This is a genomic window from Robiginitalea sp. (assembly GCF_982776155.1).
The window spans coordinates 298,106-321,937 of record NZ_CEXZKX010000003.1; the positions used below are offsets into that span (position 1 = coordinate 298,106).

At 55.7% G+C, this 23,832-nt stretch carries 21 protein-coding genes; 5 read left to right on the forward strand and 16 right to left on the reverse strand.

Going from position 1 to position 23,832, the window contains the following annotated elements; genetic code table 11:
• Positions 1-118 precede the first annotated feature (118 nt).
• On the reverse strand, positions 119-271 hold the full coding sequence (locus tag AC3DKS_RS07090; RefSeq protein WP_015755745.1) for a YqaE/Pmp3 family membrane protein: 153 nt from the start codon (positions 269-271) through the stop codon (positions 119-121).
• Positions 272-518: 247 nt separating this feature from the next.
• Entirely contained in the window at positions 519-1,502 is a 984-nt protein-coding gene (locus AC3DKS_RS07095) for a YpdA family putative bacillithiol disulfide reductase (RefSeq protein ID WP_272607507.1), read from the reverse strand.
• A 169-nt stretch (positions 1,503-1,671) separates the two neighbouring features.
• On the opposite strand from AC3DKS_RS07095, the gene AC3DKS_RS07100 reads away from it, so the two are divergent.
• The gene (locus AC3DKS_RS07100) at positions 1,672-2,097 is read left to right on the forward strand and encodes a CBS domain-containing protein (protein ID WP_015755743.1); all 426 of its coding nucleotides are present in this window, start codon (positions 1,672-1,674) and stop codon (positions 2,095-2,097) included.
• Between the two features lie 117 nt (positions 2,098-2,214).
• On the opposite strand, the gene rpe is transcribed toward AC3DKS_RS07100, so the two are convergent.
• The 7 genes from rpe to tamL all read right to left on the reverse strand — a co-directional run bounded on the left by rpe (position 2,215) and on the right by tamL (position 11,670).
• The gene (rpe, locus tag AC3DKS_RS07105) at positions 2,215-2,877 is read right to left on the reverse strand and encodes a ribulose-phosphate 3-epimerase (protein ID WP_272607506.1); all 663 of its coding nucleotides are present in this window, start codon (positions 2,875-2,877) and stop codon (positions 2,215-2,217) included.
• A gap of 267 nt (positions 2,878-3,144) precedes the next feature.
• Positions 3,145-4,008 (reverse strand): sigma-70 family RNA polymerase sigma factor, encoded by an 864-nt coding sequence (locus AC3DKS_RS07110; RefSeq protein WP_015755741.1) that lies wholly within the window; start codon positions 4,006-4,008, stop codon positions 3,145-3,147.
• A 160-nt stretch (positions 4,009-4,168) separates the two neighbouring features.
• Positions 4,169-6,421 (reverse strand): polyribonucleotide nucleotidyltransferase, encoded by a 2,253-nt coding sequence (locus tag AC3DKS_RS07115; protein WP_015755739.1) that lies wholly within the window; start codon positions 6,419-6,421, stop codon positions 4,169-4,171.
• 191 nt (positions 6,422-6,612) lie between these two features.
• A complete protein-coding gene (rpsO, locus tag AC3DKS_RS07120; protein WP_272607505.1) occupies positions 6,613-6,882 on the reverse strand; it encodes a 30S ribosomal protein S15 in 270 nt (89 codons plus the stop codon).
• Between the two features lie 126 nt (positions 6,883-7,008).
• On the reverse strand, positions 7,009-7,887 hold the full coding sequence (gene accD, locus AC3DKS_RS07125; RefSeq protein WP_015755737.1) for an acetyl-CoA carboxylase, carboxyltransferase subunit beta: 879 nt from the start codon (positions 7,885-7,887) through the stop codon (positions 7,009-7,011).
• Between the two features lie 71 nt (positions 7,888-7,958).
• Positions 7,959-9,026 carry a class II fructose-bisphosphate aldolase gene (gene fbaA, locus AC3DKS_RS07130; protein WP_015755736.1) on the reverse strand — a complete coding sequence of 356 codons (1,068 nt, stop codon included), beginning with the start codon at positions 9,024-9,026 and terminating at the stop codon, positions 7,959-7,961.
• A 55-nt stretch (positions 9,027-9,081) separates the two neighbouring features.
• Positions 9,082-11,670 (reverse strand): translocation and assembly module lipoprotein TamL, encoded by a 2,589-nt coding sequence (tamL, locus tag AC3DKS_RS07135; protein WP_272607504.1) that lies wholly within the window; start codon positions 11,668-11,670, stop codon positions 9,082-9,084.
• A gap of 24 nt (positions 11,671-11,694) precedes the next feature.
• Here tamL and AC3DKS_RS07140 point away from each other — a divergent pair, with 24 nt between their 5' ends.
• Positions 11,695-12,408, forward strand: coding sequence for a TrmH family RNA methyltransferase (locus AC3DKS_RS07140; protein WP_272607503.1), 714 nt, complete (start codon positions 11,695-11,697; stop codon positions 12,406-12,408).
• On the opposite strand, the gene porT is transcribed toward AC3DKS_RS07140, so the two are convergent.
• Together porT and ubiE are read right to left on the reverse strand one after the other, a co-directional pair.
• Complete coding sequence (gene porT / locus AC3DKS_RS07145; protein ID WP_015755733.1) at positions 12,395-13,087, reverse strand: type IX secretion/gliding motility protein PorT/SprT; 693 nt, start codon at positions 13,085-13,087, stop codon at positions 12,395-12,397. The genes AC3DKS_RS07140 and porT overlap by 14 nt on opposite strands.
• Positions 13,088-13,091: 4 nt before the next feature.
• Positions 13,092-13,820, reverse strand: a complete 729-nt coding sequence (gene ubiE, locus AC3DKS_RS07150; RefSeq protein ID WP_272607502.1) for a bifunctional demethylmenaquinone methyltransferase/2-methoxy-6-polyprenyl-1,4-benzoquinol methylase UbiE — start codon at positions 13,818-13,820, stop codon at positions 13,092-13,094.
• Positions 13,821-14,010: 190 nt separating this feature from the next.
• Between ubiE and trkA the strand changes: the two genes are divergently transcribed.
• Together trkA and AC3DKS_RS07160 are read left to right on the forward strand one after the other, a co-directional pair.
• Entirely contained in the window at positions 14,011-15,360 is a 1,350-nt protein-coding gene (gene trkA, locus AC3DKS_RS07155) for a Trk system potassium transporter TrkA (protein WP_015755731.1), read from the forward strand.
• 1 nt (position 15,361) lies between these two features.
• Positions 15,362-16,852: a TrkH family potassium uptake protein gene (locus AC3DKS_RS07160; RefSeq protein ID WP_015755730.1), complete on the forward strand. Its 1,491-nt coding sequence runs from the start codon at positions 15,362-15,364 to the stop codon at positions 16,850-16,852.
• A gap of 233 nt (positions 16,853-17,085) precedes the next feature.
• On the opposite strand, the gene AC3DKS_RS07165 is transcribed toward AC3DKS_RS07160, so the two are convergent.
• Positions 17,086-18,273 (reverse strand): pyridoxal phosphate-dependent aminotransferase, encoded by a 1,188-nt coding sequence (locus AC3DKS_RS07165; protein ID WP_015755729.1) that lies wholly within the window; start codon positions 18,271-18,273, stop codon positions 17,086-17,088.
• A 15-nt stretch (positions 18,274-18,288) separates the two neighbouring features.
• Entirely contained in the window at positions 18,289-19,392 is a 1,104-nt protein-coding gene (locus AC3DKS_RS07170) for a fatty acid desaturase family protein (RefSeq protein WP_015755728.1), read from the reverse strand.
• A 102-nt stretch (positions 19,393-19,494) separates the two neighbouring features.
• On the opposite strand from AC3DKS_RS07170, the gene rsmG reads away from it, so the two are divergent.
• Positions 19,495-20,133, forward strand: a complete 639-nt coding sequence (gene rsmG, locus AC3DKS_RS07175) for a 16S rRNA (guanine(527)-N(7))-methyltransferase RsmG (protein WP_015755727.1) — start codon at positions 19,495-19,497, stop codon at positions 20,131-20,133.
• Between the two features lie 431 nt (positions 20,134-20,564).
• On the opposite strand, the gene pruA is transcribed toward rsmG, so the two are convergent.
• The 3 genes from pruA to AC3DKS_RS07190 form a co-directional block, all read right to left on the reverse strand.
• Positions 20,565-22,193 (reverse strand): L-glutamate gamma-semialdehyde dehydrogenase, encoded by a 1,629-nt coding sequence (pruA, locus tag AC3DKS_RS07180; RefSeq protein ID WP_015755724.1) that lies wholly within the window; start codon positions 22,191-22,193, stop codon positions 20,565-20,567.
• Between the two features lie 88 nt (positions 22,194-22,281).
• The gene (gene apaG, locus AC3DKS_RS07185) at positions 22,282-22,668 is read right to left on the reverse strand and encodes a Co2+/Mg2+ efflux protein ApaG (RefSeq protein WP_015755723.1); all 387 of its coding nucleotides are present in this window, start codon (positions 22,666-22,668) and stop codon (positions 22,282-22,284) included.
• 5 nt (positions 22,669-22,673) lie between these two features.
• Positions 22,674-23,813: a DUF3667 domain-containing protein gene (locus tag AC3DKS_RS07190; protein ID WP_041327929.1), complete on the reverse strand. Its 1,140-nt coding sequence runs from the start codon at positions 23,811-23,813 to the stop codon at positions 22,674-22,676.
• Positions 23,814-23,832 lie beyond the last annotated feature (19 nt).

The window sequence follows — 23,832 nt, forward strand, 5'->3', positions numbered from 1 at the left end:
TTGATATGCGGGCTGGGAAGCCCTAAGATAAATACTTTTTTTAACAGGGCTTCAAAAATGCAACCCCCCTGTGCGCATATCCGCACAGGGGGGTTGCTTTCCCGGGGGCAGGTTGCAATCAACTATTGACCAAAAATGCGTGGATGACACCGGGCAACCAACCCAGGAGCGTGAGTAAAATGCTTATCAACAGGGTGGTGCCGACCCCGTGCTGCATAAAGACCGCTACAGGGGGTAACAAAAGGTTCAATATTATGGTGAGGAGCGACATACTATTCTATTTTAATTAATGGGTGTGTTTATGGGTTGATTCCTGCGGGTTGGCCTGAGTACAAAACGCGGTAATCCCCGATTGGGTAGGCCAACTCGGATTTCCTTGAGGTAAATGTATGCCGATAGGAGGAGACCGGTTTGTTTTTTCACCCAAAATAATGCCGTAAAAGGCTATCCTGGAGGCATTTGGGTTGTAATGAAGAAAACAGGGGCTCAATCCGGGCCCCGGCTGGCAGTAGCCTGGGCTACAGTTTCCCCGGGAGGGCGGCGGCCTCCATGTTCCCCGCAATATGGTCCAGGATCAGGCGGGCGTGGTCTCGTGAATTTTCGATAAACCATTTGTGGGTTTCCATACCCCCGCATATCACCCCTGCCAAATAGAGTCCGGGCACATTGGTTTCCATGGTCTCCGGGTTGTATTCCGGCAGTCGTTTGGCATCTTCGGACAAGCGGATTCCCGCCTGTTCCAGAAACTCAAAATTGGGTTGGTAGCCGGTAAGGGCCAGGACGAAGTCATTGGGTAGGCTCCGGATTCCATCCGGCGTGCGGATCTCAATGGATTCTTCGTCAATGCGGGTTACCTCGCTGTTGTAATACGCCCGGATACTGCCCTCTTCGATCCGGTTGAGGATATCCGGCCGGACCCAGTATTTAACCCGTTGCCCGATTTCCGGCCCCCGGACGATCATGGTGACATCCGCCCCCTTCCTCCAGCATTCCAGGGCGGCATCCACCGCGGAATTGCTGGCGCCGATCACGGCGAGTTTCTGACTGGCGTAAAAGTGGGGATCCTTATAGTAGTGCGACACCTTGGGCAGGTCTTCCCCGGGAACACCCAGCAGGTTGGGCAAATCGTAAAACCCCGTGGCGATAATGACGTTTCGGGCGGCGTATTCCCCCCGGCTGGTCTGCACGGTAAAACCGTCATCCCCCCGGTGTATCCCACCGACTTTTTCAAAGAGACGGATGTTCAGCTGGTTGGACGTCACAATCCGCCGGTAGTATTCCAGCGCCTCGTTGCGCTTGGGTTTGGCTTCTTTGCTGATAAAGGGTATTTCGTCGATTTCCAGGCGCTCCGAGGAGGAGAAGAACTGCATATTCACCGGGTAGTTGAACAGCGAATTCACGATGGGCCCCTTTTCGATGATGGTGTAGGAAACCCCCTTTTTCTTCGCTTCCAGCCCACAGGCAATACCAATGGGCCCCCCTCCGATGATAATTAAATCCATAGCTCGCTGATTTGGTCCTCCCCCAGGCAACCGGCCCGCTGGGAGTTGCAAAATTAACCATTTTGGGCCGGATGGCCCCAATCAGGAACCGCTGCGGGCCCGTATGACAATTATCATTCTTTGGAAGCCTGTTAAATGGGATCTTTAATACATCATAAACCATGCAGCCATGAGCGTAAAAGAACGTATCCCGGTATCCAGTATCATGAGCACCCAACTGGTGGTGCTCAATACCACCGACAGTCTGGAAAAAGCTGAAAAATTATTCAAGAAACACCGCATCCGCCATATCCCGGTGGTCAGCAGTAAAAAGATCGTGGGCATGCTCAGCCTGACGGACCTGTTGCGCATCAGTTTTGTAGACGGGTCCTACGAGGATGAGGAAGCTATTGAATCCATCGTCTACGACATGTTTACCGTCCCGCAGGTCATGGTGAAGAATTTGCGGTCGGTCGGTCCGGATGCAACCATCAAGGAGGTGGCGGAAATATTCAGCAAAGAGGAATTCCACGCGTTGCCGGTTTGTCGTGACGGGGAACTCATAGGCATTGTAACCACTACGGACGTGATTAAATACCTTTTGGATCAGTATTAATACCGCTTCATTCCGTATTGATGCCTTCTGAATCCGAAAGATTCGCTACAGCTGCTTTTTTCCCGGGGAAGTTTGAATTCACCGCAAACAAGACTTGCCGGCCGGGCGGATCCCGGCCTACTTTTGGCCGGCCGCCGCAAGTCTGGCAATGGTGCCGGCCGGATCGTCGGAACGGAACACCGTACTCCCCGCCACCAGGACATCTGCGCCGGCTGCAACCAGGGCGCTGGCATTTTCCAGGGTCACCCCGCCGTCTACCTCGATGAGCGCCTGGCTGTTGCGTTCGCTCAGCAGCTTCCGCAATTCTTCGATCTTCCGGTAGGTATTTTCAATGAAAGATTGCCCGCCGAACCCGGGATTTACACTCATAACCAGCACCAGATCTGCCATTTCGGCTACTTCGGAAAGCAGGCTTACGGGCGAATGGGGGTTCAGGGCCACGCCGGCCTTCATCCCGGCGTCCCGGATCCGCTGCAGGCTCCTGTGCAGGTGCGTACAGGCCTCCAGGTGGACTGTTAGCGTGGCAGCGCCTAAATCGGCAAAGGTGTCGATATAGCGGTCCGGGTCGACGATCATCAGGTGGACGTCCAGGGGCTTGGAGGCATGCTTCCCGATGGCCTGGATCACGGGCATGCCATAGGAGATGTTGGGGACGAACAGGCCGTCCATCACGTCGATATGGTGCCAGCCCGCCTGGCTTTGTTCCACCATTTCCACAGCCTGCTGCAGGTTGCCGAAATCCGCGGCCAGCAGGGAAGGGGCAATTATCGGATGTTTCATGGGATAGGAGATGCGGTTTCTCAAAAATACATTTTTCCCGGCGACCCCGGTAAGCGAATAACCCTGGAATCGACCAGTGCAGCCCCATAAACGGGAAAAAGCCCTGTTCAAGGGCCCTAAAATGAAAAACTCCGGTAATCAGCCGGAGTTTATTCATCAATCAAAAAACGAACAGTCATGATAACTGCTGTTATGGGTTACAAATTACAAACTTTATACCAGATTTCCAATTTATCGTTTATTTAACATGTAATTTGTATTCCTCCCTTATCCGAGATACGTTTTAAGTATCTTGGAACGAGAGGTATGCTTGAGTCGGCGGATGGCCTTTTCCTTGATCTGACGGACGCGTTCGCGGGTCAGGTCGAAGGTTTCGCCGATTTCTTCCAGGGTCATAGAATGTTGCCCGGCCAGCCCGAAATACAGGCGGATCACATCCGCTTCCCGGGGGGTCAGGGTTTCCAGGGCACGTTCGATTTCCGTGCGCAGGGATTCGTGAAGCAATTCCTTATCCGGGTTCGGGGATTCGCCACTCCTGAGTACGTCGTAGAGGTTGGAATCCTCCCCGTCGATCAGGGGCGCATCCATGGATACGTGGCGCCCGGAGTTTTTCAGGGACTGTTTTACGTCTTCCACGGTCATGTCGAGTTCCTTGGCAATCTCCTCGGCCGAGGGTACCCGTTCGTGGGCCTGCTCCAAAAATGCAAACGTCTTGTTGATCTTGTTGATCGACCCAATTTTGTTCAGGGGGAGGCGAACAATCCGAGACTGCTCCGCCAGTGCCTGCAGGATGGATTGCCGGATCCACCAAACGGCATATGATATAAATTTAAACCCCCGGGTTTCGTCAAAGCGCTGGGCTGCCTTGATCAGCCCCAGGTTGCCCTCGTTGATCAGGTCGGGGAGGGTCAGGCCCTGGTTCTGGTACTGTTTGGCTACCGAAACGACAAAACGGAGGTTCGCCTTGGTGAGTTTTTCCAAAGCTGCCTGGTCGCCCGCTTTAATGCGCTGGGCCAGTTCCACTTCCTCATCGGCGGTAATCAGGTCTACTTTTCCGATCTCCTGGAGGTATTTGTCCAGGGAAGCGGTTTCGCGATTGGTAACCTGCTTGGTAATCTTTAGTTGTCTCATGTATCGATCCTTATCCTATATAAATAGTGCCTACTGCATTAGTTATACGTATAAATTGTGCAAATGTTACACAGGGGTTACAAAAAGTTGATTTTTTGGTTAAAACGCATAAAAAAACCCCTGTTGCCAGGGGTTTTACGTTTAAATAGACGTTTGGGGATCAATCGCGGCGCCGATTTCCGCCCCGGCGATCTCCGCCCCGTCGGTCTCCACCGCCGCGGCGATCTCCGCCACCACGGCGATCTCCGCCACGGCCGCCATCCCGACGCGAGGGACGTTCCTCCCAGCCTTCCGGCTTGGGCAGGAGCGCCCGGCGTGAAACGCGTTCCTTACGGGTACGCGGGTCGATGCCCATGTATTTGACGTCAAAGACGTCGCCCATGCTCAACACATCCTCTACATTTTCCGTGCGTTCCCACGCGAGTTCGGAAACGTGCAGCAGGATTTCGTTGCCCGGGGCGTCGAGGTATTCCACCACGGCCCCAAAATCGAGCATTTTAATCACTTTTACCTCATACACGCTGCCTTCTTCGGGCGTAAACATGATGGAATCGATCTTTGCCAAAACCTTGTCGATACCCCCCTGGTCGGTCCCGAGGATTTCAACAATCCCTTCGCCGGTTGCCGGATCTTCGTTGATCACGATGGTAGTGCCGGTTTCTTTCTGCAATTCCTGGATCACTTCGCCACCTTTGCCAATGACCGCCCCGATATACTCGTTCGGGATGATGCGGGTCACCATTTTCGGCGCATGCGGCTTCACGTCTTCGGCAGGGGCAGCAATGGTATCTGTCAGCTTGGACAGGATATGCAGCCGTCCGTCCCGGGCCTGTTTCAGCGCCTTGATCAGGATTTCATAGGAAAGCCCCTTGATTTTGATGTCCATCTGGCAGGCGGTGATGCCGTCGGCCGTCCCGGTCACTTTAAAATCCATGTCGCCCAGGTGGTCTTCGTCCCCGAGGATGTCGGACAATACGGCATATTTACCGGACTCCGGATCGGAAATCAGCCCCATGGCGATCCCGGATACCGGTTTGCGGAGTTTTACCCCGGCATCCATCAGGGCCATGGTTCCGGCGCAAACCGTTGCCATGGATGAGGATCCGTTGCTTTCCAGCACTTCCGATACCACCCGTACGGTATAGGGGCAATCTTCCGGTACCTGGCGGGACAGGGCCCGTTGTGCCAGGTTTCCGTGGCCGATCTCACGACGGGACGTCCCGCGGATCGGGCGGGCTTCCCCTGTGGAGAACGGCGGGAAGTTGTAGTGCAGGTAGAACCGTTCTTCCCCTTCAAAGGAAGGCATGTCGATAATGTTTGCCTCGCGGGAAGTCCCCAGGGTTACCGTGGCCAGGGCCTGGGTTTCCCCCCGGGTGAAGATCGCGGAGCCGTGGGTAGAAGGCAGGTAGTCCACCTCGCACCAGATGGGCCGGATCTCGTCGGTCTTGCGGCCGTCGAGCCGGATCTGCTCGTCCAGGGTCAGGTTGCGGACGGCCTCCTTCTCTACCTTGTAGTAGTATTTCTTGATCAGGTCGCCCAATTCTTCCTGCTCCTCCTCGCTGAAGGCAGCCAGGACCTCTTCCTTGAGTTCGCTGAACGCGGCGCTGCGTTCCTGCTTGGCCGAACCGGCCTTGGCAATGGCGTAGGCCTTGTCGTAAGCGATATCGCGGATTTTCTTCTCAACTGCTTCGTTCTCCTCCTCGATTTCGTATTCGCGCACTTCCTTGCGGCCTGCCTTGTCGGCCAGCCGGTTTTGCGCAGCGATCTGAACTTTTACGGCTTCGTGGGCAAACTTGATCGCCTCGGTCATGTCCTCCTCCGAGATTTCGTCCATTTCCCCCTCTACCATCATAACGGAATCTTCGGAAGCCCCGACAATCATGTCGATATCCGAGGACTCGAGTTGGGTCCGGGTGGGGTTGATGATGAATTCGCCATCCACGCGGCCCACCCGTACTTCGGAGATGGGGCATTCAAACGGAAAGTCCGAAAGCTGGATAGCAGCCGAGGCGGCCAGGCCGGCCATGGCATCCGGCATGACGTCGTCGTCGTGGGACATCAGCTGGATCATCACCTGGGTTTCGCAGTGATAATTTTTAGGAAAGAGCGGGCGCAGTACGCGGTCTACCAGCCGCATGACCAGGATTTCCCCGGTACTGGGACGCGCTTCGCGCTTGAAGAATCCGCCCGGGTACCGCCCGGACGCGTGAAATTTTTCGCGGTAATCTACCGTCAGGGGCAGAAAATCCAAATCGCTGGCCTTGTAGTTGGATACAACCGTACAAAGCAGCATACAGTTCCCGGACCGTACCACAACCGACCCGTGGGCCTGCTTGGCAAGTTTTCCGGTTTCGATAGAGATCTCCCTACCGTCTCCGAGGTCGATGACCTCCTGAAAAGCTTCTGGAATCATAAAATGGAATTAGCCTCCCGAGCTACCGGGAGAATGTTAAACAATGGTCTGCGGTGTTGTGTTGTGCAGGTCGACCAATGAAAAACCGGAAGTGAGCTTTTTATGTTGCCCTGCAAAGGCAGGGACTTCGGGGTGGCGGGCAAACCGCCGGTAAACAAACAGGGGAGCCCGACGGGCTCCCCTGCAATAAGTTATTTACGAATATTCAGATCCTTGATCAGGCTCCGATATTTCTCAATATCCTTTTTCTTCAGATAGTCCAGCAGGCTGCGGCGTTTACCCACCAGGCGAACCAGGGAACGCTCGGTGTTGTAGTCTTTCTGGTTCTTCTTCAGGTGCCCGGTCAGGTGGTTGATCCGTTCCGTGAACAGCGCAATCTGGCCCTCGGTGGAGCCGGTGTTGCTGTCCGATCCGCCGAATTTCTTAAAGATTTCGGCTTTTTTCTCTTTGGTTAAATACATGCCAATATTGTTGTAAATGATTTTTATGTATCCGATTGATTTTCAATCAGGCCGCAAAGATAGGAATAATTTCAGGATTTCTATCCGGGCGGTCCCGGGAAATTTTATGTTCCAATGGCTTCCCGCTTATTCTTCCGGCACTTCTTCCACGCGTACCGGCTGGTTGAGTACCAGGTCCAGGTAGAGGTTGATTTTCTTTTTCAGTTCCCGGCGATGGACGATAAAATCCAAAAAGCCGTGTTCCAATACGAATTCTGCGGTCTGAAAACCTTCGGGCAGTTCCTTGCCGGTGGCCTCCTTGACCACCCGCGGACCTGCAAATCCGATCAGCGCCCCGGGTTCGGCAATATTGATATCCCCAAGCATCGCATAGGATGCGGTTGTCCCGCCAGTGGTGGGGTCCGTGCATAGTGAGATATACGGCAATCCGGCTTCGGCCAGCTGAGCCAGTTTGGCACTTGTCTTGGCCAGTTGCATCAGGGACAGGGCCGCTTCCATCATCCGGGCCCCGCCGGATTTTGAGATCATTACAAAGGGCACTTTTTTCTCGATAGCCTTATCGATAGCCCGGGCAATTTTTTCGCCGACCACGCTCCCCATGGATCCGCCAATAAAGCTGAAATCCATACAGGCGATTACCAGGTCCCGGCCCATGGACTTGCCGTAGGCCGTGCGGACGGCATCCTTGAGCCCGGTTTTCTTTTCGGCCTCCTTGAGCCGGTCCTTGTATTTCTTGGTATCCTCGAATTTCAACGGGTCCTTGGAGGAAAGCCCGGCATCCATTTCGGTGAATTTGTTGTCGTCAAAAAGTATCTGGAAATACTCCTTGCTGCCGATGCGCACATGGTAGTCGTCCTCCGGGCTGACGTAGTGGTTCTTGGCCAGTTCCTCGGATTCGACAATTTTCCCTGTGGGCGATTTGTACCAAAGGCCCCTGGGGGTGTCCTTCTTTTCCTCAGTGGCGGTTTGTATTCCTTTTTCTTTTCTCTTGAACCAGGATGACATAATGTGCTATTTCAATTCCACGTATCGGGGCATGCCCGAAGGATGCCCGCGCAATTCCGATGCAGGCCTGCCTAGAGCGTGCCCACGTTGTTCAGGTCCTCGAAGGCCTTCTTGAGCCGGGCGACAAAGGTTTTTTCCCCTTCCCGCAGCCAGACCCGGGGATCGTAGTATTTTTTGTTGGGCGAATCGGCGCCTTCCGGGTTGCCGATCTGCGCCTGGAGGTAGCCCTCCTTTTCTTTCATATAATCGCGTACGCCGGTCATGAAGGCGTACTGCAAGTCCGTGTCGATGTTCATTTTGATCACCCCGTACCCGATGGCCTCGCGGATTTCCTCCAGGGTGGAACCCGAGCCGCCGTGAAAGACAAAATCGATGTGGTTATGGCCCACCTTGTATTTTTCGCTGATGAATTCCTGGGAATTCTTGAGGATTTTCGGGGTCAGTTTCACATTCCCCGGCTTGTAAACCCCGTGTACATTTCCGAAAGCGGCAGCTACTGTAAAGCGATGGCTTACCTTGGAGAGCTCTTCATAGGCGTAGGCCACTTCCTCGGGCTGGGTGTAGAGCTTGGAGTCGTCCACGTCCGTATTGTCGACGCCGTCTTCCTCCCCTCCGGTGATGCCGAGTTCGATTTCCAGGGTCATGTTCATCTTGCTCATGCGGGCCAGGTAGTCCTTGCAAAGGGCGATGTTTTCTTCGATGGGTTCCTCCGACAGGTCGATCATGTGCGAGCTGAACAGGGATTTGCCCGTGGCGTTGAAATGCGCCTCGCTCGCGTCGAGCAGGCCGTCGATCCACGGCAGGAGTTTCTTGGCACAGTGGTCTGTGTGGAGGATTACCGTTGCCCCGTAGGCTTCGGCCAGTTCGTGCACGTGCCGGGCTCCGGCAATGGCCCCCTTGATGGCGGCGCGCTGCCCTTCGTTGGACAGGCCTTTCCCCGCGTTGAACTGGGCACCCCCGTTTGAAAACTGCAGGATAACCGGTGCCTTGAGTTCAGCAGCTGTTTCCAGGACTGCATTGATGGTATCCGAGCCGATGACGTTTACGGCTGGCAGGGCAAAGCCTTTGGACTTTGCATAGCTGAATATTTCCTGTACTTCTTCACCAGTGGCAACGCCCGGCTTGATGGAATGCGGCATGTTTTGCGTTTTTTGGGTTGGTAGTTCGCTGCGACAAAAGTAATAATAATACCCGTTAAAACGGATAATTTATTCCGATCTGCAGTACGGAGTTGGCAAAATTGTAGTCCCGGAACCATCTTTTTCCAACGGGTTCGGCCGGGTTGTAGGTCTTGAAGCCCAGGTCTGCCCGGAAGACGAAATAGGTAAAGTCGTACCGGAGGCCAAAGCCCGTCCCGAGGGCGAGTTCCTCCAGGGAGGAGAACCCGTTGAAGGTGGCGGCTGGGTCGTCTTCGCTGTCCCAGACATTCCAGATGTTCCCCACATCGCTGAACAGGGCCGCTTTCAGGTCGCCGACCAGGGGGAAACGGTATTCCAGGTTCATCGCCAGTTTAAAATTCGCATCGTTGAAGTCGTTCAGGTTGCTGGTACTCCCCGGTCCGAGGGAATACGGGAACCAGGCCCGGTTGTCGTTGGACCCCCCGCCGAAGTACGATCGGACAAACGGGATGTCGTCCGAATTCCCGTATGGGACCGCCAGGCCAATGAAGGTGCGGAAGGCGAGAACGTCGGTGGCATTGAGTTCCCAGTGCCGGATAAAATCGAACTCCCCTTTCAGGTACTGGGAAAAAGGCACGCCGAATACGAGCTTTTTGCCCGAGTCGTTTTCGTTAAAGGGTACGATATTGGTAAAGACCGCCAGCAGGTTGCCGGCCCCTTCCAATTTCCAGCGGATCTGGTAAAAGCTATTGTCGTTGATCCCGGTCTTGGAGTTTTTCGTGTAGGTGTAGTTGGAGGTGAAAATCAGGTTGTTTTCCGTAAGGCGCTGCCGGCGTTCCTCTACCCGGAAGACATCTGCGTAGTCCTGTGAATCCGTGGGCGCCAGCCCCTGGTTGATGATGGCGTCCGTAAACCCGGTAGTCCCTTCCGGGATGGTCAGATTCGGCGGGTCCTCGGGGGTGTCCCCGGGTTCGTAGAACCCGGCCAGGTCCGGGTTGTTCAAATACTCCGGGTCGCTCGCCACATCGTTCAGGCGGCCGTAGGAGCTCTGGTAGACATTGAAAAAACGGTCCGGGTTGACGTTGCGGACAAACTGGATGTTCAGCAATTCAATCAGGTGTTTTTTGAAGTCGGTAGAGGACCAGCTGTAACCCAATACGGCATTGAGGGTCTGCTTGTCCAGGCCGATATTCTTCTGGAAGCTGGTACCTACGGTCATCCGGGTTTTGGGCAGCATGTAGTACGGGATGATATTGCCCCCGTCTACCAGCGGGAACCAGATTCGCGGAAAAATCAGGTTGATGTCCCCGCCGATTTCCGAAAAGAAATCCTCCCCCTGGGTATCGTCGCTCAGCAGCCCGAACGTGCCCCTTGCAGACAGGCTCAGGGTTTCGGCCCCCCCGAAAACATTCCGGGTAATCAGGGAGGCTCCCAGGCCAAAGCCCAGGCGCTGGATGTTGGAATGGGTCACGTCAAAATCCACCGCCAGGGAATTCCGGGGACGCGCACTCAGGTAGACGTTTGCATCCAGTCGGTCCCCCGGGGCTTCGATCAGTTCGATATTCGGGTACCGGAAGGTGTTCAGGTTGCTGATTTGCCGGTAGGTCCTGAGCCGGTCGATGTCCCGGTAGACGCTGTCCTGATCCAGGAAGATCGCATCGGCCAGGACTTTGGGTTTGTAGCGCAGCCGGCCGTCAAAATGGATGATGTAGTTGTCGTACCGGACGGTATCCGCTTTCTGTGTGCCGTCCTGGAACCGGTGGTCCGGGTAAATGTGGATATTTCCCATGCGGCGGACCCGGTAGGCTTCGTCCGTCACAGCACTGTCGCCCCGTCGGCGCAGGTTGTCGATGTTGAGCTCCACATGCATCTGCTGGTCATCCCGGCTGAGGGTGTCGCGGAGGATGTCGTAGGTAATGGAACTCTCCTGGAAATTCCAGACCCCGGAATTCCGGAACAGCGTGGTGAGGCGTTCCCGCTCCTGGGTAAAATTGCCCAGGTCAAATACATCTCCTTCGCGCACCAGGGAAGCGTCCCGGTTGAGGGCGTAGATGGAGTCGATGGCCGGGGAGGCGATCCGCCGGCTCAGGGAATCCACAAGGTAGGGCTCCCCGAGGTCCAGCTGGTACCGGACCGCAGCCCGTTGCCTTCCCGTGCTGTCCAGCTGGTAACTTCCCGAGTTGTTGAAATACCCGCGGTTCGTATAATAGGAACTCAGGCGCTGGACAGACCGGTTGATCCGCGCCGTGTCGATAACAGCAGGGGCTTCCCCAACCCGCTTGAGCCAATCGCTGTACCCGCTGACAAAAAAAGATTCCCCCAGGCGTTTTACCTGTTTTTTGGAAAGCAGTGATTCGAGCCGTTCCCGGCGGCCATCCTTGCGATTGAGCCAGGCCTGGTAGGAGGAGTCGGCATCTTTTTTGGCGAGGTTGTAGAGGTGCAGCCGGAGCGGGATCCCGAGCAACCGGCTGTTGGGTTTCTGGAGCACGAGGCTGTTCACCAGCGGATCGGTGATTTTTTCCCCGTCCGCGTGGATGCTGTACTCGGTCAGGAGTTGTTCATCCTCTTCGACCCTTTTCAGCGCGTTGCAGGAACAGATAACCAGGCACAGCAAGATTAATCCTATTTTAGCCGGGAGGTTCACAAAGGGAGGATAAACCTTCATAACCCCCAAAATTAAGCTATTTGTATGGTTGCAAAAAGCGAATTAAAACGAATAAGGAGTCTGCATCAAAAAAAGTACCGGATACGGGAAGGGCAATTTCTGGCCGAAGGGATGAAACTGGTTGGCGAGCTGCTCGATTCGGGATTGGAGCCGGTTGGGCTGTACAGCACGGCCCCGGAGGAGCTTCCCGGGTCGCAGCCGATCACCGAGGGGGAGCTCCGGAAGGCGAGCGCCCTGGTCCGCCCCAGCGGTGTGCTCGGGGTCTTCCCGATACCCGACCCGGAACCGCTGACATTTGAGGGTTGGACACTCGCCCTGGACGGGGTCCGGGACCCGGGGAACCTCGGGACACTGATCCGCCTGTGCGATTGGTTCGGTATTGGCGAATTGCTCTGTTCCCCGGACACCGTGGACTGCTACAACCCGAAAGTACTGCAGGCTACCATGGGGTCCATTGCCCGGGTACGGGTGGTGTACAAAGACCTGGCGGAGACCCTGGACGCAAGCGGCTTGCCGGTCTACGGAGCCAGTATGGAAGGCGAGGCCATCGGGGGGGAGCAACGGCTTTTGCCGGGTATCCTGGTGATGGGGAGTGAATCGCACGGACTCTCCGGGCCGGTCCGGGACCGGTTGTCGCAAACCTGGGCCATCCCGTCTTTCGGCCGGGCCGAAAGCCTGAACGTGGCAACCGCGGCTGCCATCCTGCTCTACGAAATACGACGGGCTACTCGAAAGTAAAGTTGATAAAGATGCCCCGGGTTTTCAGCGCCTCGATATTCCCGGTCCAGGGGCTCTGCGGGTCGTCGTCGGGCACCAGTTCGTCCGTCAGGGCAAAAACCCCGCGAATGGAAGGCGAAAACTTGAAGTATTCCAGGTAAAAGTCAATGCCGAACCCCAATTCGTAGTTCACCACCGTCTTTTTCATCCGGAAGGTTCCGCTGCTGTTGTCCTCCATGGAATCCTGGTTTGAGCCCAGGTTGAGCGCCACGCCGGCCCCGCCGATGATAAAGGGTTTGATGTTGCCGAAACGGCGGGTACCTGCCTTGAGGAGCAGGGGGAAACTGATGTAGGTGGATTTCACCTCCCTCAGGGCGTCGTTGTCCGAAGCGAACCCCGGGAAGCCCAGCAGCCTCCGGGAATAGAACAGCCCGGGCTCAAAACGCAGGTCCAGGAATTCATTCAGGCGGAGTTCCCCGATCAGCCCGACATTGAACCCGAAGGATTTGTCCACGACGATATCCGGGAGGTCGTTTTTGTATTCAAATTTGAAATCGTACTGGTTGAAACCCAGGTAATACCCCCAGTTCAGGAGCGCCTTGTCTTCGTTCTGCAAGTTCAGGATGGGGTTTTCCCGGAATTGGGCCTGGCCGGACTGGCACAGGATTATCAGGAAACAGAGCGGCAGGAGGTTCCTCATACATTTATTTTGTTGCCGTATAAATGGCGGCTGCCCCGAACGTCTGGGGCCGGTGTTCCATAGCTATAAACCCGATTTTCCCCAAAATATTGTTGAACCGTTCCCCGTGGGGGAATGCGGCCGCCGACCGGGACAGGTAGCTGTACGCCGACGGGTCTTTGGAGAACCATCGGCCCACCCGCGGCAGGAAGTGCCGGCAGTAGATATTATAGCCCCAGCGGAACGGCTGCTTCTCCGGGACGGAGGTTTCCAGAACGGCCAGGGTACCCCCGGGCCGCAGCACCCGGTAAATCTCCGTCAGGCCTTTTTCCAGGTCCTCGAAATTGCGCACCCCGAAGGCCACTGTCACCGCATCGAACCGGTTGTCCGGAAACTCCAGGGCTTCGCTGTCGCCTAGCACCATCTCGATTTGGTCGTCCAGTCCGGAATCCCGGACCTTCCTGCGTCCTACTTCGAGCATGCCGGGCGCCAGGTCCAGGCCAACTACCGCTTTGACCCCCGCTTGGGCCAGGGACAGGGCCAGGTCGCCGGTACCCGTGGCAATGTCCAGGACGGATCCGGGGTTTTTATCGACCACCAGCCCCACCAGACGTTTGCGCCAGCGCCGGTCGATACCCAGGCTGATCACGCGGTTCAGCCCGTCGTATTTGTCCGAAATCGTATCGAACATGTTTCGGACCTGCTGCTTTTTACTCTCCCCGGAATCGTCGTACGGGAGGATTTCCTTTGCCATTCGGGTGCTCTTTTGCGCGCAAAGATACGACAATGCGCCGGCTTGGCAGCAGGCTGGAAAGGCCTCCGAAAACCGGGGAACGATTCCCGCCTGTATCGGTGAGAATGATAAAATTGCGTACTTTTGCCGGGCGGACTTCCGCATGCCGCGGACCGGCGGACAGCCAGCTACCCGTATCAATTTATACTGAATGAAGATCATTATTGCAGGAGCAGGAGAGGTAGGCTTCCATCTCGCGAAATTACTTTCTTACGAATCCCAGGACATCACGCTGATCGATACGAACAAGGAAAGCCTTTCCTATGCGGAAGGCCACCTGGATATCCGTGTCCTCAAAGGGGATGCGACCAGTATCAGCGTCCTGAAGGAGGCCCATGTGGACCATTCGGACCTGGTGATCGGCGTCACCGCATCGGAAACCACGAATATTACCCTCTGCATGCTGGCCAAGCAACTCGGTTCCAAGCGAACCATTGCGCGGATCTCCAATACGGAATTCGTCGAGTACCGGGACGAGATCGCCTTCACGGAACTGGGGATAGACGAGCTGATATCGCCCGAAGAGCTGGCGGCTGCGGAGATTCAGCTACTCCTGAACCAGTCCGCCTTTAACGACACGTACGAGTTTGAGGAGGGCCTGCTGATCATGGTGGGGGTATCCCTGCCCAGGGGGGCGCCTTTTATCGGAAAAATGGTGAAGGAGGCTGCCCGGGTCTTTCCCGAACTGCATTTTATGCCCATCGCCCTGCAGCGGCGCGGGACCCAGTATACGCTGATCCCCCGGGGGGACACCGAGTTCCGGGAAGAGGACCAGGTGTACTTTATCACGGACCGCAAAGGGGTGGACGAACTCTACAAGCTCACCGGGAAAAAGAAGGAGGAGATCCGCAACGTCATGGTTTTGGGCGGGAGCAAGGTGGGGGTCAAAGCGGCGCGCGACCTCTGCGAGAAACGATTCAACGTAAAGCTCATAGAGCAGGACAAAACCAAGGCTTTCGATATTGCGGATTTGCTGCCAAACGCCCTGGTCATCAACGGGGATTGCCGGAATGTGGAGCTGCTCGAGGAGGAGTCGCTCGAATCCATGGATGCGTTTATCGCGGTCACCGGGAATTCGGAGACCAATATCATGAGCTGCCTGGTGGCCAAGTCCAAGAACATCAAAAAGACCATCGCGCTGGTGGAGAATATGGATTACTTCCAGCTATCCCATTCCATCGGCGTGGATACGCTAATCAACAAGAAACTGCTGGCGGCCAACAATATTTTCCGCCACATCCGGAAGGGGGAGGTGGTGGCCCTTACCCGGCTGAACAACCTGAATGCGGAAATCCTGGAATTCGTGGTGAACGAGACCTCGGAGGTCAACGGCGAACTGATCAAGGAACTCGATTTTCCGCGGGAGGCCATCATCGGTGGGGTGATCCGCTCCGGGGAGGGGATTATCGCCCTGGGGGATTTCCGGATCCGGCAGGGCGACCGGGTTGTGGTTTGCTGCCTGCCGAGTGCCATCCCCAAAGTAGAAAAACTATTCCTGTGATATGTCCCTGAACACGCGGATTATTCTGCACCTGATGGGGTTGCTCCTGCTTTTCAACGGCGGGTTCATGCTGCTGGCGGCCCTGGTGAGCGGGATTTACCAGGACGGGGTCACCTACCAGATTTCCCTGGCTGCCATCACCACGCTCTTTGCGGGCACGGTGGCCATGTACTTTACGCGCGGCCATAAAAAGGAAGTTAAACGGAAGGAGGGGTATATCATCGTGACCTTCGGGTGGATCGTGATGTCCGTCTCCGGCGTGTTGCCGTACCTCTTTTCGGGGGCGATCCCGGATGTCACCAATGCGTTTTTCGAAACGATTTCGGGCTATACAACTACCGGGGCCTCCATCCTGGACGACATTGAACGCCTGCCCGAGGGCATCCTCTTCTGGCGAAGCCTGACGCATTGGATCGGGGGCATGGGGATCATCGTCCTGGCCATTGCGATCCTGCCGCTGCTGGGTATCGGGGGGATGCAGCTCTTTGCCGCCGAGGCGCCCGGGCCCACGGGAGATAAGCTCCACCCGCGGATTACGGATACCGCCAAACGGCTCTGGCTGATCTATGTGGGGTATACCCTGGCGGAAACGCTGTTGCTCCGCCTGGCCGGGATGTCCTTTTTCGACGCCATCAACCACGCCCTGGCCACGCTTTCAACCGGCGGGTTTTCCACCAAAAATGCCAGTATCGCCTATTGGAACAGCCAGCCGCTCATCCAGTATATCATCATTGTCTTCATGTTTTTGGCAGGGTCCAATTTCGTGTTGAGTTATTTTGCCTTCAAGGGCAGGGTGCAGAAGGTTTTGCGGGACGAGGAATTCAAGGTATTCGGCCTGATGGTTGTGGTGTTTGCCATCATGGCGGCCCTGGTGATTTATTTCCGGGCCGACGTGCCCGAGTCGGAGTACCACCCGATGGTCTGGGGTGCCGGGGAAAGCGCCTTCCGCCATGGGCTTTTCCAGGTAGTGGCCGTAGTGACCACCACGGGGTTTGTCACCGCCGATTTTACCAACTGGACGCCCTTCCTGACGGTGTTCTTTTTCGGGTTGATGTTTGCCGGGGGATCCGCAGGCTCCACGGCCGGGGGCATCAAGATCATGCGGCATATCCTGATCATCAAAAACGGCTTGCTCGAGTTCAAGCGGACGCTCCACCCGAGCGCCATCATCCCCGTGCGGTACAACGACAAGACGGTGACCGAACACATTGTCTACAACATCATCGCCTTCTTTGTCCTCTATATGCTCCTGTTTATCATCGGCGCGCTTGTTTTAAGCCTGCTCGGCCTGGATTTTGTATCCGCCATCGGGGGGGCGGCTTCTTCCCTGGGGAATGTGGGCCCGGCCTTTGGCTCGCTGCACCCCCTGAGCAACTTCAACGGTTTGCCGGCGCTCGGGAAATGGTGGTGCGGCTTTCTGATGTTGGCAGGGAGGCTCGAGTTGTTTACCGTCCTGATCCTGCTGACACCTTACTTCTGGAAGCGAACCTGATGTAGGTGCGGGGTCTGGTCGTCCCGGTCCGTTCGGCCGGGAGCCGATCTATCCGGAGTTTCTTTCCGTGTCAACGGGGTTTGGCCAGCTCGCTCCCGGGGCTTACGCGTTTTGCTGAAGCTGGAAGTTGCATTTTTTGGCCCATTTCTCCGCTCTTATGGATGTCTTTCCTGAACGTAGCGCTGCTGTGTTTTACCAAAGACGCCCGGAGGGATGCCTGAGCAGAAGATTCCCTAAGCCAGGGCTTCCTGCATCCTGCGCACCGCTTCCCGGATCTCCTCCTCGGAAGCCGCATAGGAAATGCGGATGCAGTTCGGGTTGCCGAAGGCCTCGCCGGTTACGGTTGCCACCCCGGCTGCTTCGAGCAGGTAGAGGGCAAAATCCGAGGCGTTGGCAATTGTTTTCCCGCCCAGGGTTTTCCCGAAATACGATGATATGTCCGGGAATACGTAGAAGGCCCCTTCCGGCACGTTCAGGTTGAACCCGGGGATTTCCCCGAGCAATTCCAGGATCAGGTCCCGCCGCTCGTGGAATTTATCGATCATGTACCGGATCTTCTCAATGGGGGCATCCAGGGCGGCAATGGTTGCCCGCTGGGCGATGGCGTTTGCCCCGCTGGTGATCTGCCCCTGGAATTTCGTACAGGCCTTGGCCACCCATGCCGGCGCCCCGATAAAGCCAATCCGCCAACCGGTCATCGCGTAGGCTTTGGAAACCCCGTTTACGGTAATCGTGCGGTCGTACATACCCTCCAGGCCGGCCATGCTCACATGGCCTTCCCGGAAATTGATGTGTTCGTAAATCTCGTCGGACACCACAAAGATCCCGGGGTGTTCCCGCAATACGGCAGCGAGGCCTTCCAGTTCGGGTTTGCTGTATACGGAGCCGCTCGGGTTGCAGGGCGAGCTGTACCAGATCATTTTGGTCCGGGGCGTAATCGCCTCCCGCAGTTGGTCCGGGGTCATCTTGAAATCCGTGTCGATACTGGTGGGGACTTCCACCGGCACGCCGCCTGCGAGTTTTACAATGTCTGAATAACTCACCCAGTAGGGGGCGGGGAGGATCACTTCATCCCCCTCGTTGAGCATTACCATGGCCACGTTGGCAAGCGACTGCTTGGCGCCCGTGGAGACTACGATCTGGTCGATGCCGTACTGGAGGCCGTTGTCCCGGGCAAATTTCCTGGAAATGGCCTGTTTTAAATCGCCATAGCCGTCTACAGGAGAATAGCTGCTGTAGTTCTGGTCGATGGCCTCTTTGGCCGCCTCCCGGATGAATTCCGGAATGTTGAAATCGGGTTCCCCAAGGCTCAGGCCGATGATGTCTTTTCCTTCCTGTCTCAGTTCCCGGGCCTTTGCGGCCATAGCCAGGGTGGCCGACGTGGCCATGTTGTTGATCCGGTCGGAGAGAAATTGCTTCATAAGTCTGCTGCGTATTTACTGTAGTTGCAGGGAGGGTTTTTTCCCCAGTTCCCGCAGGTGTCTGAAGTGCGAAATTATAGCTTTTCGCGTAGTTTTATATTCGTTGTAGGGCAAATTGAACTCCCGTGCCGTCTGTTTCACAATTTTGGAAATTTTTGTGTAGTGGACGTGGGAAATATTCGGGAAGATGTGGTGCTCCACCTGGTGGTTGAGCCCGCCCGTAAACCAGTTGACAATGCGGTTGCGCGTACCAAAGTTAACGGTGGTGCGCAACTGGTGGATGGCCCAGCTGTTTTTCATGGTGCCGTCTTTTTCCGGCAGCGGCATGTCCGCGTGGTCTACCACGTGCGCCAGCTGGAAAACCACGCTGAGGATGACACCGGCCACATAGTGCATGATAAAGAAGCCGAGGACCACTTTCCACCAGGCGATGTCCATGATGATGATCGGCAGGGCGATCCATATAAACAGGTAGATGAGCTTGGTGATGACCAGCACGCTCCAGTTCAGAACCGGGTTGGGAAACTTGCCGTAGGCGAGCTTGCGCTTGGTGTAGCGGTACATCTGTTGAAAATCCGTGGTGATGGCCCAGTTAAAAGTGAGCAGGCCGTAGAGGAAGACCGAATAATAGTGCTGGAACCGGTGGAACCGATGCCATTTGGCGTGTTTTGAAAAGCGCAGAATCCGTCCGGCTTCCAGGTCTTCGTCGTGCTCGTGAATATTCGTATAGGTATGGTGCAGGACGTTGTGCTGTACCTGCCAGTTGTATACGTTCCCGGCCAGCAGGTAAATACTGCCGCCCATGAGCTTGTTGATCCATTTACGGGAGGAATAGGTGCCGTGGTTGCCGTCGTGCATGACGTTCATCCCCACGCCGGCCATCCCCACGCCCATCAGCATGGTGAGCAACAGGTTGGCCCAGGTGGGCAGCCCGAGGGTCAGGATCAGGAAATACGGGGCCAGGAGGAGGGAAAACATCACGGCCGTTTTCAGGTAGAGTTGCCAGTTGCCGGTTTTTTTCAAACCGTTTTCTTTAAAATAGGCGTTTACGCGCTTGTTCAGCGTTCGGAAAAATTGGGGGGATTCAGTGCGGGAGAATCGAATGGCGTTTTCAGACATGAGTAGAGGCTCCTTGATTTCTATTGATATTATAACGGTAAACCGCATGTTTTGGTCTGCCCGTGAATATCGTAAATTTGTATTCGAAGTACAAAGATACCAATGACAGCCGAAACGGTCTTCCAAAATTTTCCCAATTTATCCGATACCCAGAAAGACCAGTTCCTCCGGATCGGCGATTTATACGCCGATTGGAACCGGAAAATCAATGTGGTTTCCCGCAAGGATATCGACGAGCTCTACCTGCGCCACGTACTGCATTCCCTGGGCATTGCCCGGGTGCATTCCTTCCTGCCCGGGACGGAGGTGCTCGACGTGGGTACCGGCGGCGGGTTCCCGGGAATCCCCCTGGCCATTCTTTTTCCGCAGGTTCAGTTTACCCTGGTAGACGCCATCGGGAAGAAAATCCGGGTTGTCAACGATGTAATCGAGGGGCTCGGGCTGGAAAATGCTTCGGCCCGGCAGGTCCGGGCGGAGGCGATGAAGGGTTCGTTCGATTTTGTGGTGAGCCGGGCGGTAGCCGCCATGCCCACCTTTGTGCTCTGGACCCGGGACCGCCTGCGCCCGGGCGGGAAACCCGGCGGGCTGGCCAACGGCATCCTGTACCTGAAAGGCGGGGACCTGTCCGAGGAGCTGGCTCCGTACCCGCAGGCCCGTACCTATCCATTGTCCGATTATTTTCAGGACCCGTTTTTCGAAACAAAGCAAGTGGTGTACCTGCCGGAAACAGCGTGCCGGTAAGCCCGGTTCCCGGGGGTTTCAGGTATTCAGGATCGTGCGGTAAGTGTGCCGGCAGCACCTGGCGTAATGACGCATCCGCTCAAATACCTTTTCGGCCCACGTTTTGGCTATTGCCTCTTTCTCAGGGATGTGCATCTGGGACTTCATAGTGTAAAAGTACGTTTGTTAAACATTAATTTACAAATTAATAACGTTAAATTTACATTGAAAGTATGTCCCGGGCGATGGCCTGTCCAAATTCCGCAAACCCAGCGGGTAGCGCGTCCGAGTACCTCATACCCTGCAGGTAATACGTCCAGGTAATAGGTCCTAGTACCTCATACCCTGCGGGTTGCGCAACCAAATACCAAAAAAAGCCCCGGAACACCGGGGCTTTGCATTGTTATGCGTCAGTATGTGCGGCTGGATTCAACCGTATACTTGTCCGGGAACTACCCCAGGAAAGGGTAGCGGTAATCTTCCGGGCTCACAAAGGTCTCCTTGATCAGCCGGGGAGATACCCAGCGCATCAGGTTTTGGGCGGAACCTGCCTTGTCGTTGGTTCCGGAGGCCCGGGCACCGCCAAACGGCTGTTGCCCCACCACGGCCCCTGTGGGCTTGTCGTTGATGTAGAAATTCCCCGCACAATTCTCCAGTACCCGCGTGGCCTGCTGTATCGCATAGCGGTCGCCGGAAATCACGGCCCCGGTCAGGGCGTATTCCGAGGTTTGGTCTACCAGTTCCAGGGTGGTGTCCCAATCTGCGTCCTCGTAGACGTAAACGGTAACCACCGGGCCAAAGAGTTCGGTTTCCATGGTCACGTAATGCGGGTCCGTGGTGAGGATCACCGTGGGTTCCACAAAATACCCGACCGATTTGTCGTACCCGCCACCGGCAATAATTTCCGCGTCTTCGTCGGATTTGGCCCGATCGATGTAACCGGCGAGTTTGTCAAAGGCCCCTTCGTGAATTACCGCCGTCACAAAGTTGCTCAGGTCGGCAGGCGAGCCGGGTTTATTTATCGATTTAAGGTCCTTTTTCACCCCTTCCAGCACGTCGTCTGCGATGGATTTGGGCAGGTATACCCGGGAAGCGGCGCTGCATTTTTGACCCTGCAGCTCAAACGCCCCGCGTGTGATGGCTGTGGCCACCTGGCGCGGGTTGGCCGTGGGGTGGGCGATGATAAAATCCTTGCCCCCGGTTTCACCCACGATGCGCGGATAGGTTTTATAGGTGTTGATGTTATCCCCGATCTTTTTCCAGATGCCCTTGAACACTTCGGTAGACCCGGTGTAGTGGATGCCGGAGAATTCCGGGTGGGCGAGCAGGATGTCCGTGATCATGGCCGGGTCGCCGTAGATGCAGTTGATCACCCCGGCCGGCAGGCCGGCTTCCTCAAAGATATCCACGATGACCTGGGCGGAGAACACCTGGTGGTCGCTGGGTTTCCAGATCACCACGTTCCCCATCATGGCCGCGCTGGCCGGCAGGTTCCCGGCGATGGCCGTGAAATTGAACGGGGTGACTGCATAGACAAAGCCTTCGAGCGGGCGGTATTCCACCCGGTTCCAGATCCCTTCGGAGGATTCCGGTTGCTCCTGGTAGATCTGGCTCATGAATTCCGCATTGAAACGCAAAAAGTCGATCAGCTCACAGGCGGAGTCAATCTCGGCCTGGTGGACGGTTTTGGACTGGGCCATCATGGTTGCCGCATTGATCCGGTCCCGGTAGGGCCCGGCGATGAGTTCGGCAGCTTTTAAAAAGACCGAGGCCCGCTGTTCCCAGGGGAGGGCCGCCCAGGAGGCGCGAGCGGCCAGGGCCGTGTCGATGGCCTGGCGCACCTCTTTTTCGGAAGCCAGGTGGTACTGGCCTACCTGGTGTTGATGGTCGTGGGGCGGGGCAATCGGCCGGGTGTTGCCGGTGCGCACTTTCTCCCCGCCGATAGTCAGCGGGATATCTCTGTTGCTGTTGTAGTACGCATCGTATTGCTTAAGGACTGCCTCCCGTTCCGGGGAGCCGGGGGCGTAGCTTTTTACCGGTTCGTTATACGCCGGGGGGACTCTGAAAAATCCGTTCGCCATAGTGTATTTTTTTGCGGTTTATAGATTTCCGTCAAAGGTACAAAATGGCTTAGCCTTAAAAAAACAAGCGGGACGGCCGGATCCCGGTTTAATTGAGTGCGAAGGGGGCGCTCAGTTTGAAGGTGGGTACGTAGACCCGGAATTTCTCGGTAGACGCAAAATTCACCATGTTGTAATGGCCCTTCATGGCGCCGATTGGGGAAGCCAGCAGGCAGCCGGAACTGTAGGTGTGGGATTCGCCCGGGCGGATGACCGGTTTTTTGCCGATCACGCCTTCGCCATCCAGAACCTCCATATCGCTCAGGGCGTCAAAAACCTTCCAGTGACGGGAGGTGAGCTGAACGGAATCCTTACTCTGGTTTTCAATGGTGATCGTGTAGCCGAAGGCAAAATGCATCTTGTAGTTCTTGAAGAACGTGCCTTCAAAACTCGTATCGACTGAAATCTTTATCCCTTTGGTGACTTGCGTAAACATGATCTCTAATAGGTGACCGCACTTCCAATTAGCAGAGCTATCGCGGTCATGGTAGCTAAAATAACAAAAATGGTATTGAGAAACAGGTACTTTATGATAGTTTTAAATACCCCCTGCCTGTAAAATTTGCGCATCGCTGCAAAAAGATACACGGCGAATGCGATAAAGCACAACCAGTAGATATCGAGCCCTATCAGGCTGTCAATCAAATAACCAATGATGAGCAAGATAAAGAACAGGGACTGAATGTGGAAACTAAAAACCAGATTATCGGTGTAGGTGTATTTTTTTCTGATGTACGCCAGGGTAATGAACAAGGAGAAGACCGGAAGGAAGAAAAAAGTGGCGAACGGCAGCCGCGCCAACAGGTCGCTCAAAAAGCTCCCGGGGCGCTCCAAAGCGCGTTTCAGGGAGCGGGCCGTGCTGAAACTGATCCGGTTCTCCCGGGTGTCCTCCACCTCGTACCGCTCCAGGGCCTCGTCGAAGGTGTAAATAGTATCCTTGCGGATCAGGTTTAAAAACGCATCGCTCTTGGTGCCCACACGCCCGAAAAAACTACCGTCCACCCCGGCGAAATAGGCTTTTGGGTCTGCCTGGATCAGCGAATCCTTCCGCCGTTTGGCCGCGTTGATCCCGGCCCCGAAATTCAGGGAATCCCCGGATCGCATCCCCAGTGAATCCAGCACGGACAGGGCCTGCTCTTCTTCCGGGCTGTCCAGTTCAAAGTTGAAGGACATATCCGGCACCTCGGCGTCGCGGGTACGCTGGTCCAGGTTAAATCGGTCCAGGGCCGTAAAATCGCCGCTCAGGCTCATCAGCAGGAAATAGATAAATGCCAGGCTCAGGAGGAAGCGGAAGGGGTTTGTGTAGCGCTGGCGCTTGCCGGCCACATAGTCCAAAGTGATTACCCCCGGGCGCAGCAGCAGCGCTTTGACGGTCTTGAGCAGGCGGGAATCGTAGTCGATAAAACTGGCAAAGAACTCTTCGATATAATCCTTCAGGGTCAGTTTCTTGGTGCTGTTCGCCTGAGAGCAATTCGGGCAGAAGCGGTCGCTGATATCCAGCTGGAACCCGCAGTTCAGGCACTCCGTGCCCCGGTATTTCAGTTTGTATCTCCCCCCGTATCTGGCCGGCTTTGTTTCCATACGGTCTTCCTGGCTGGTC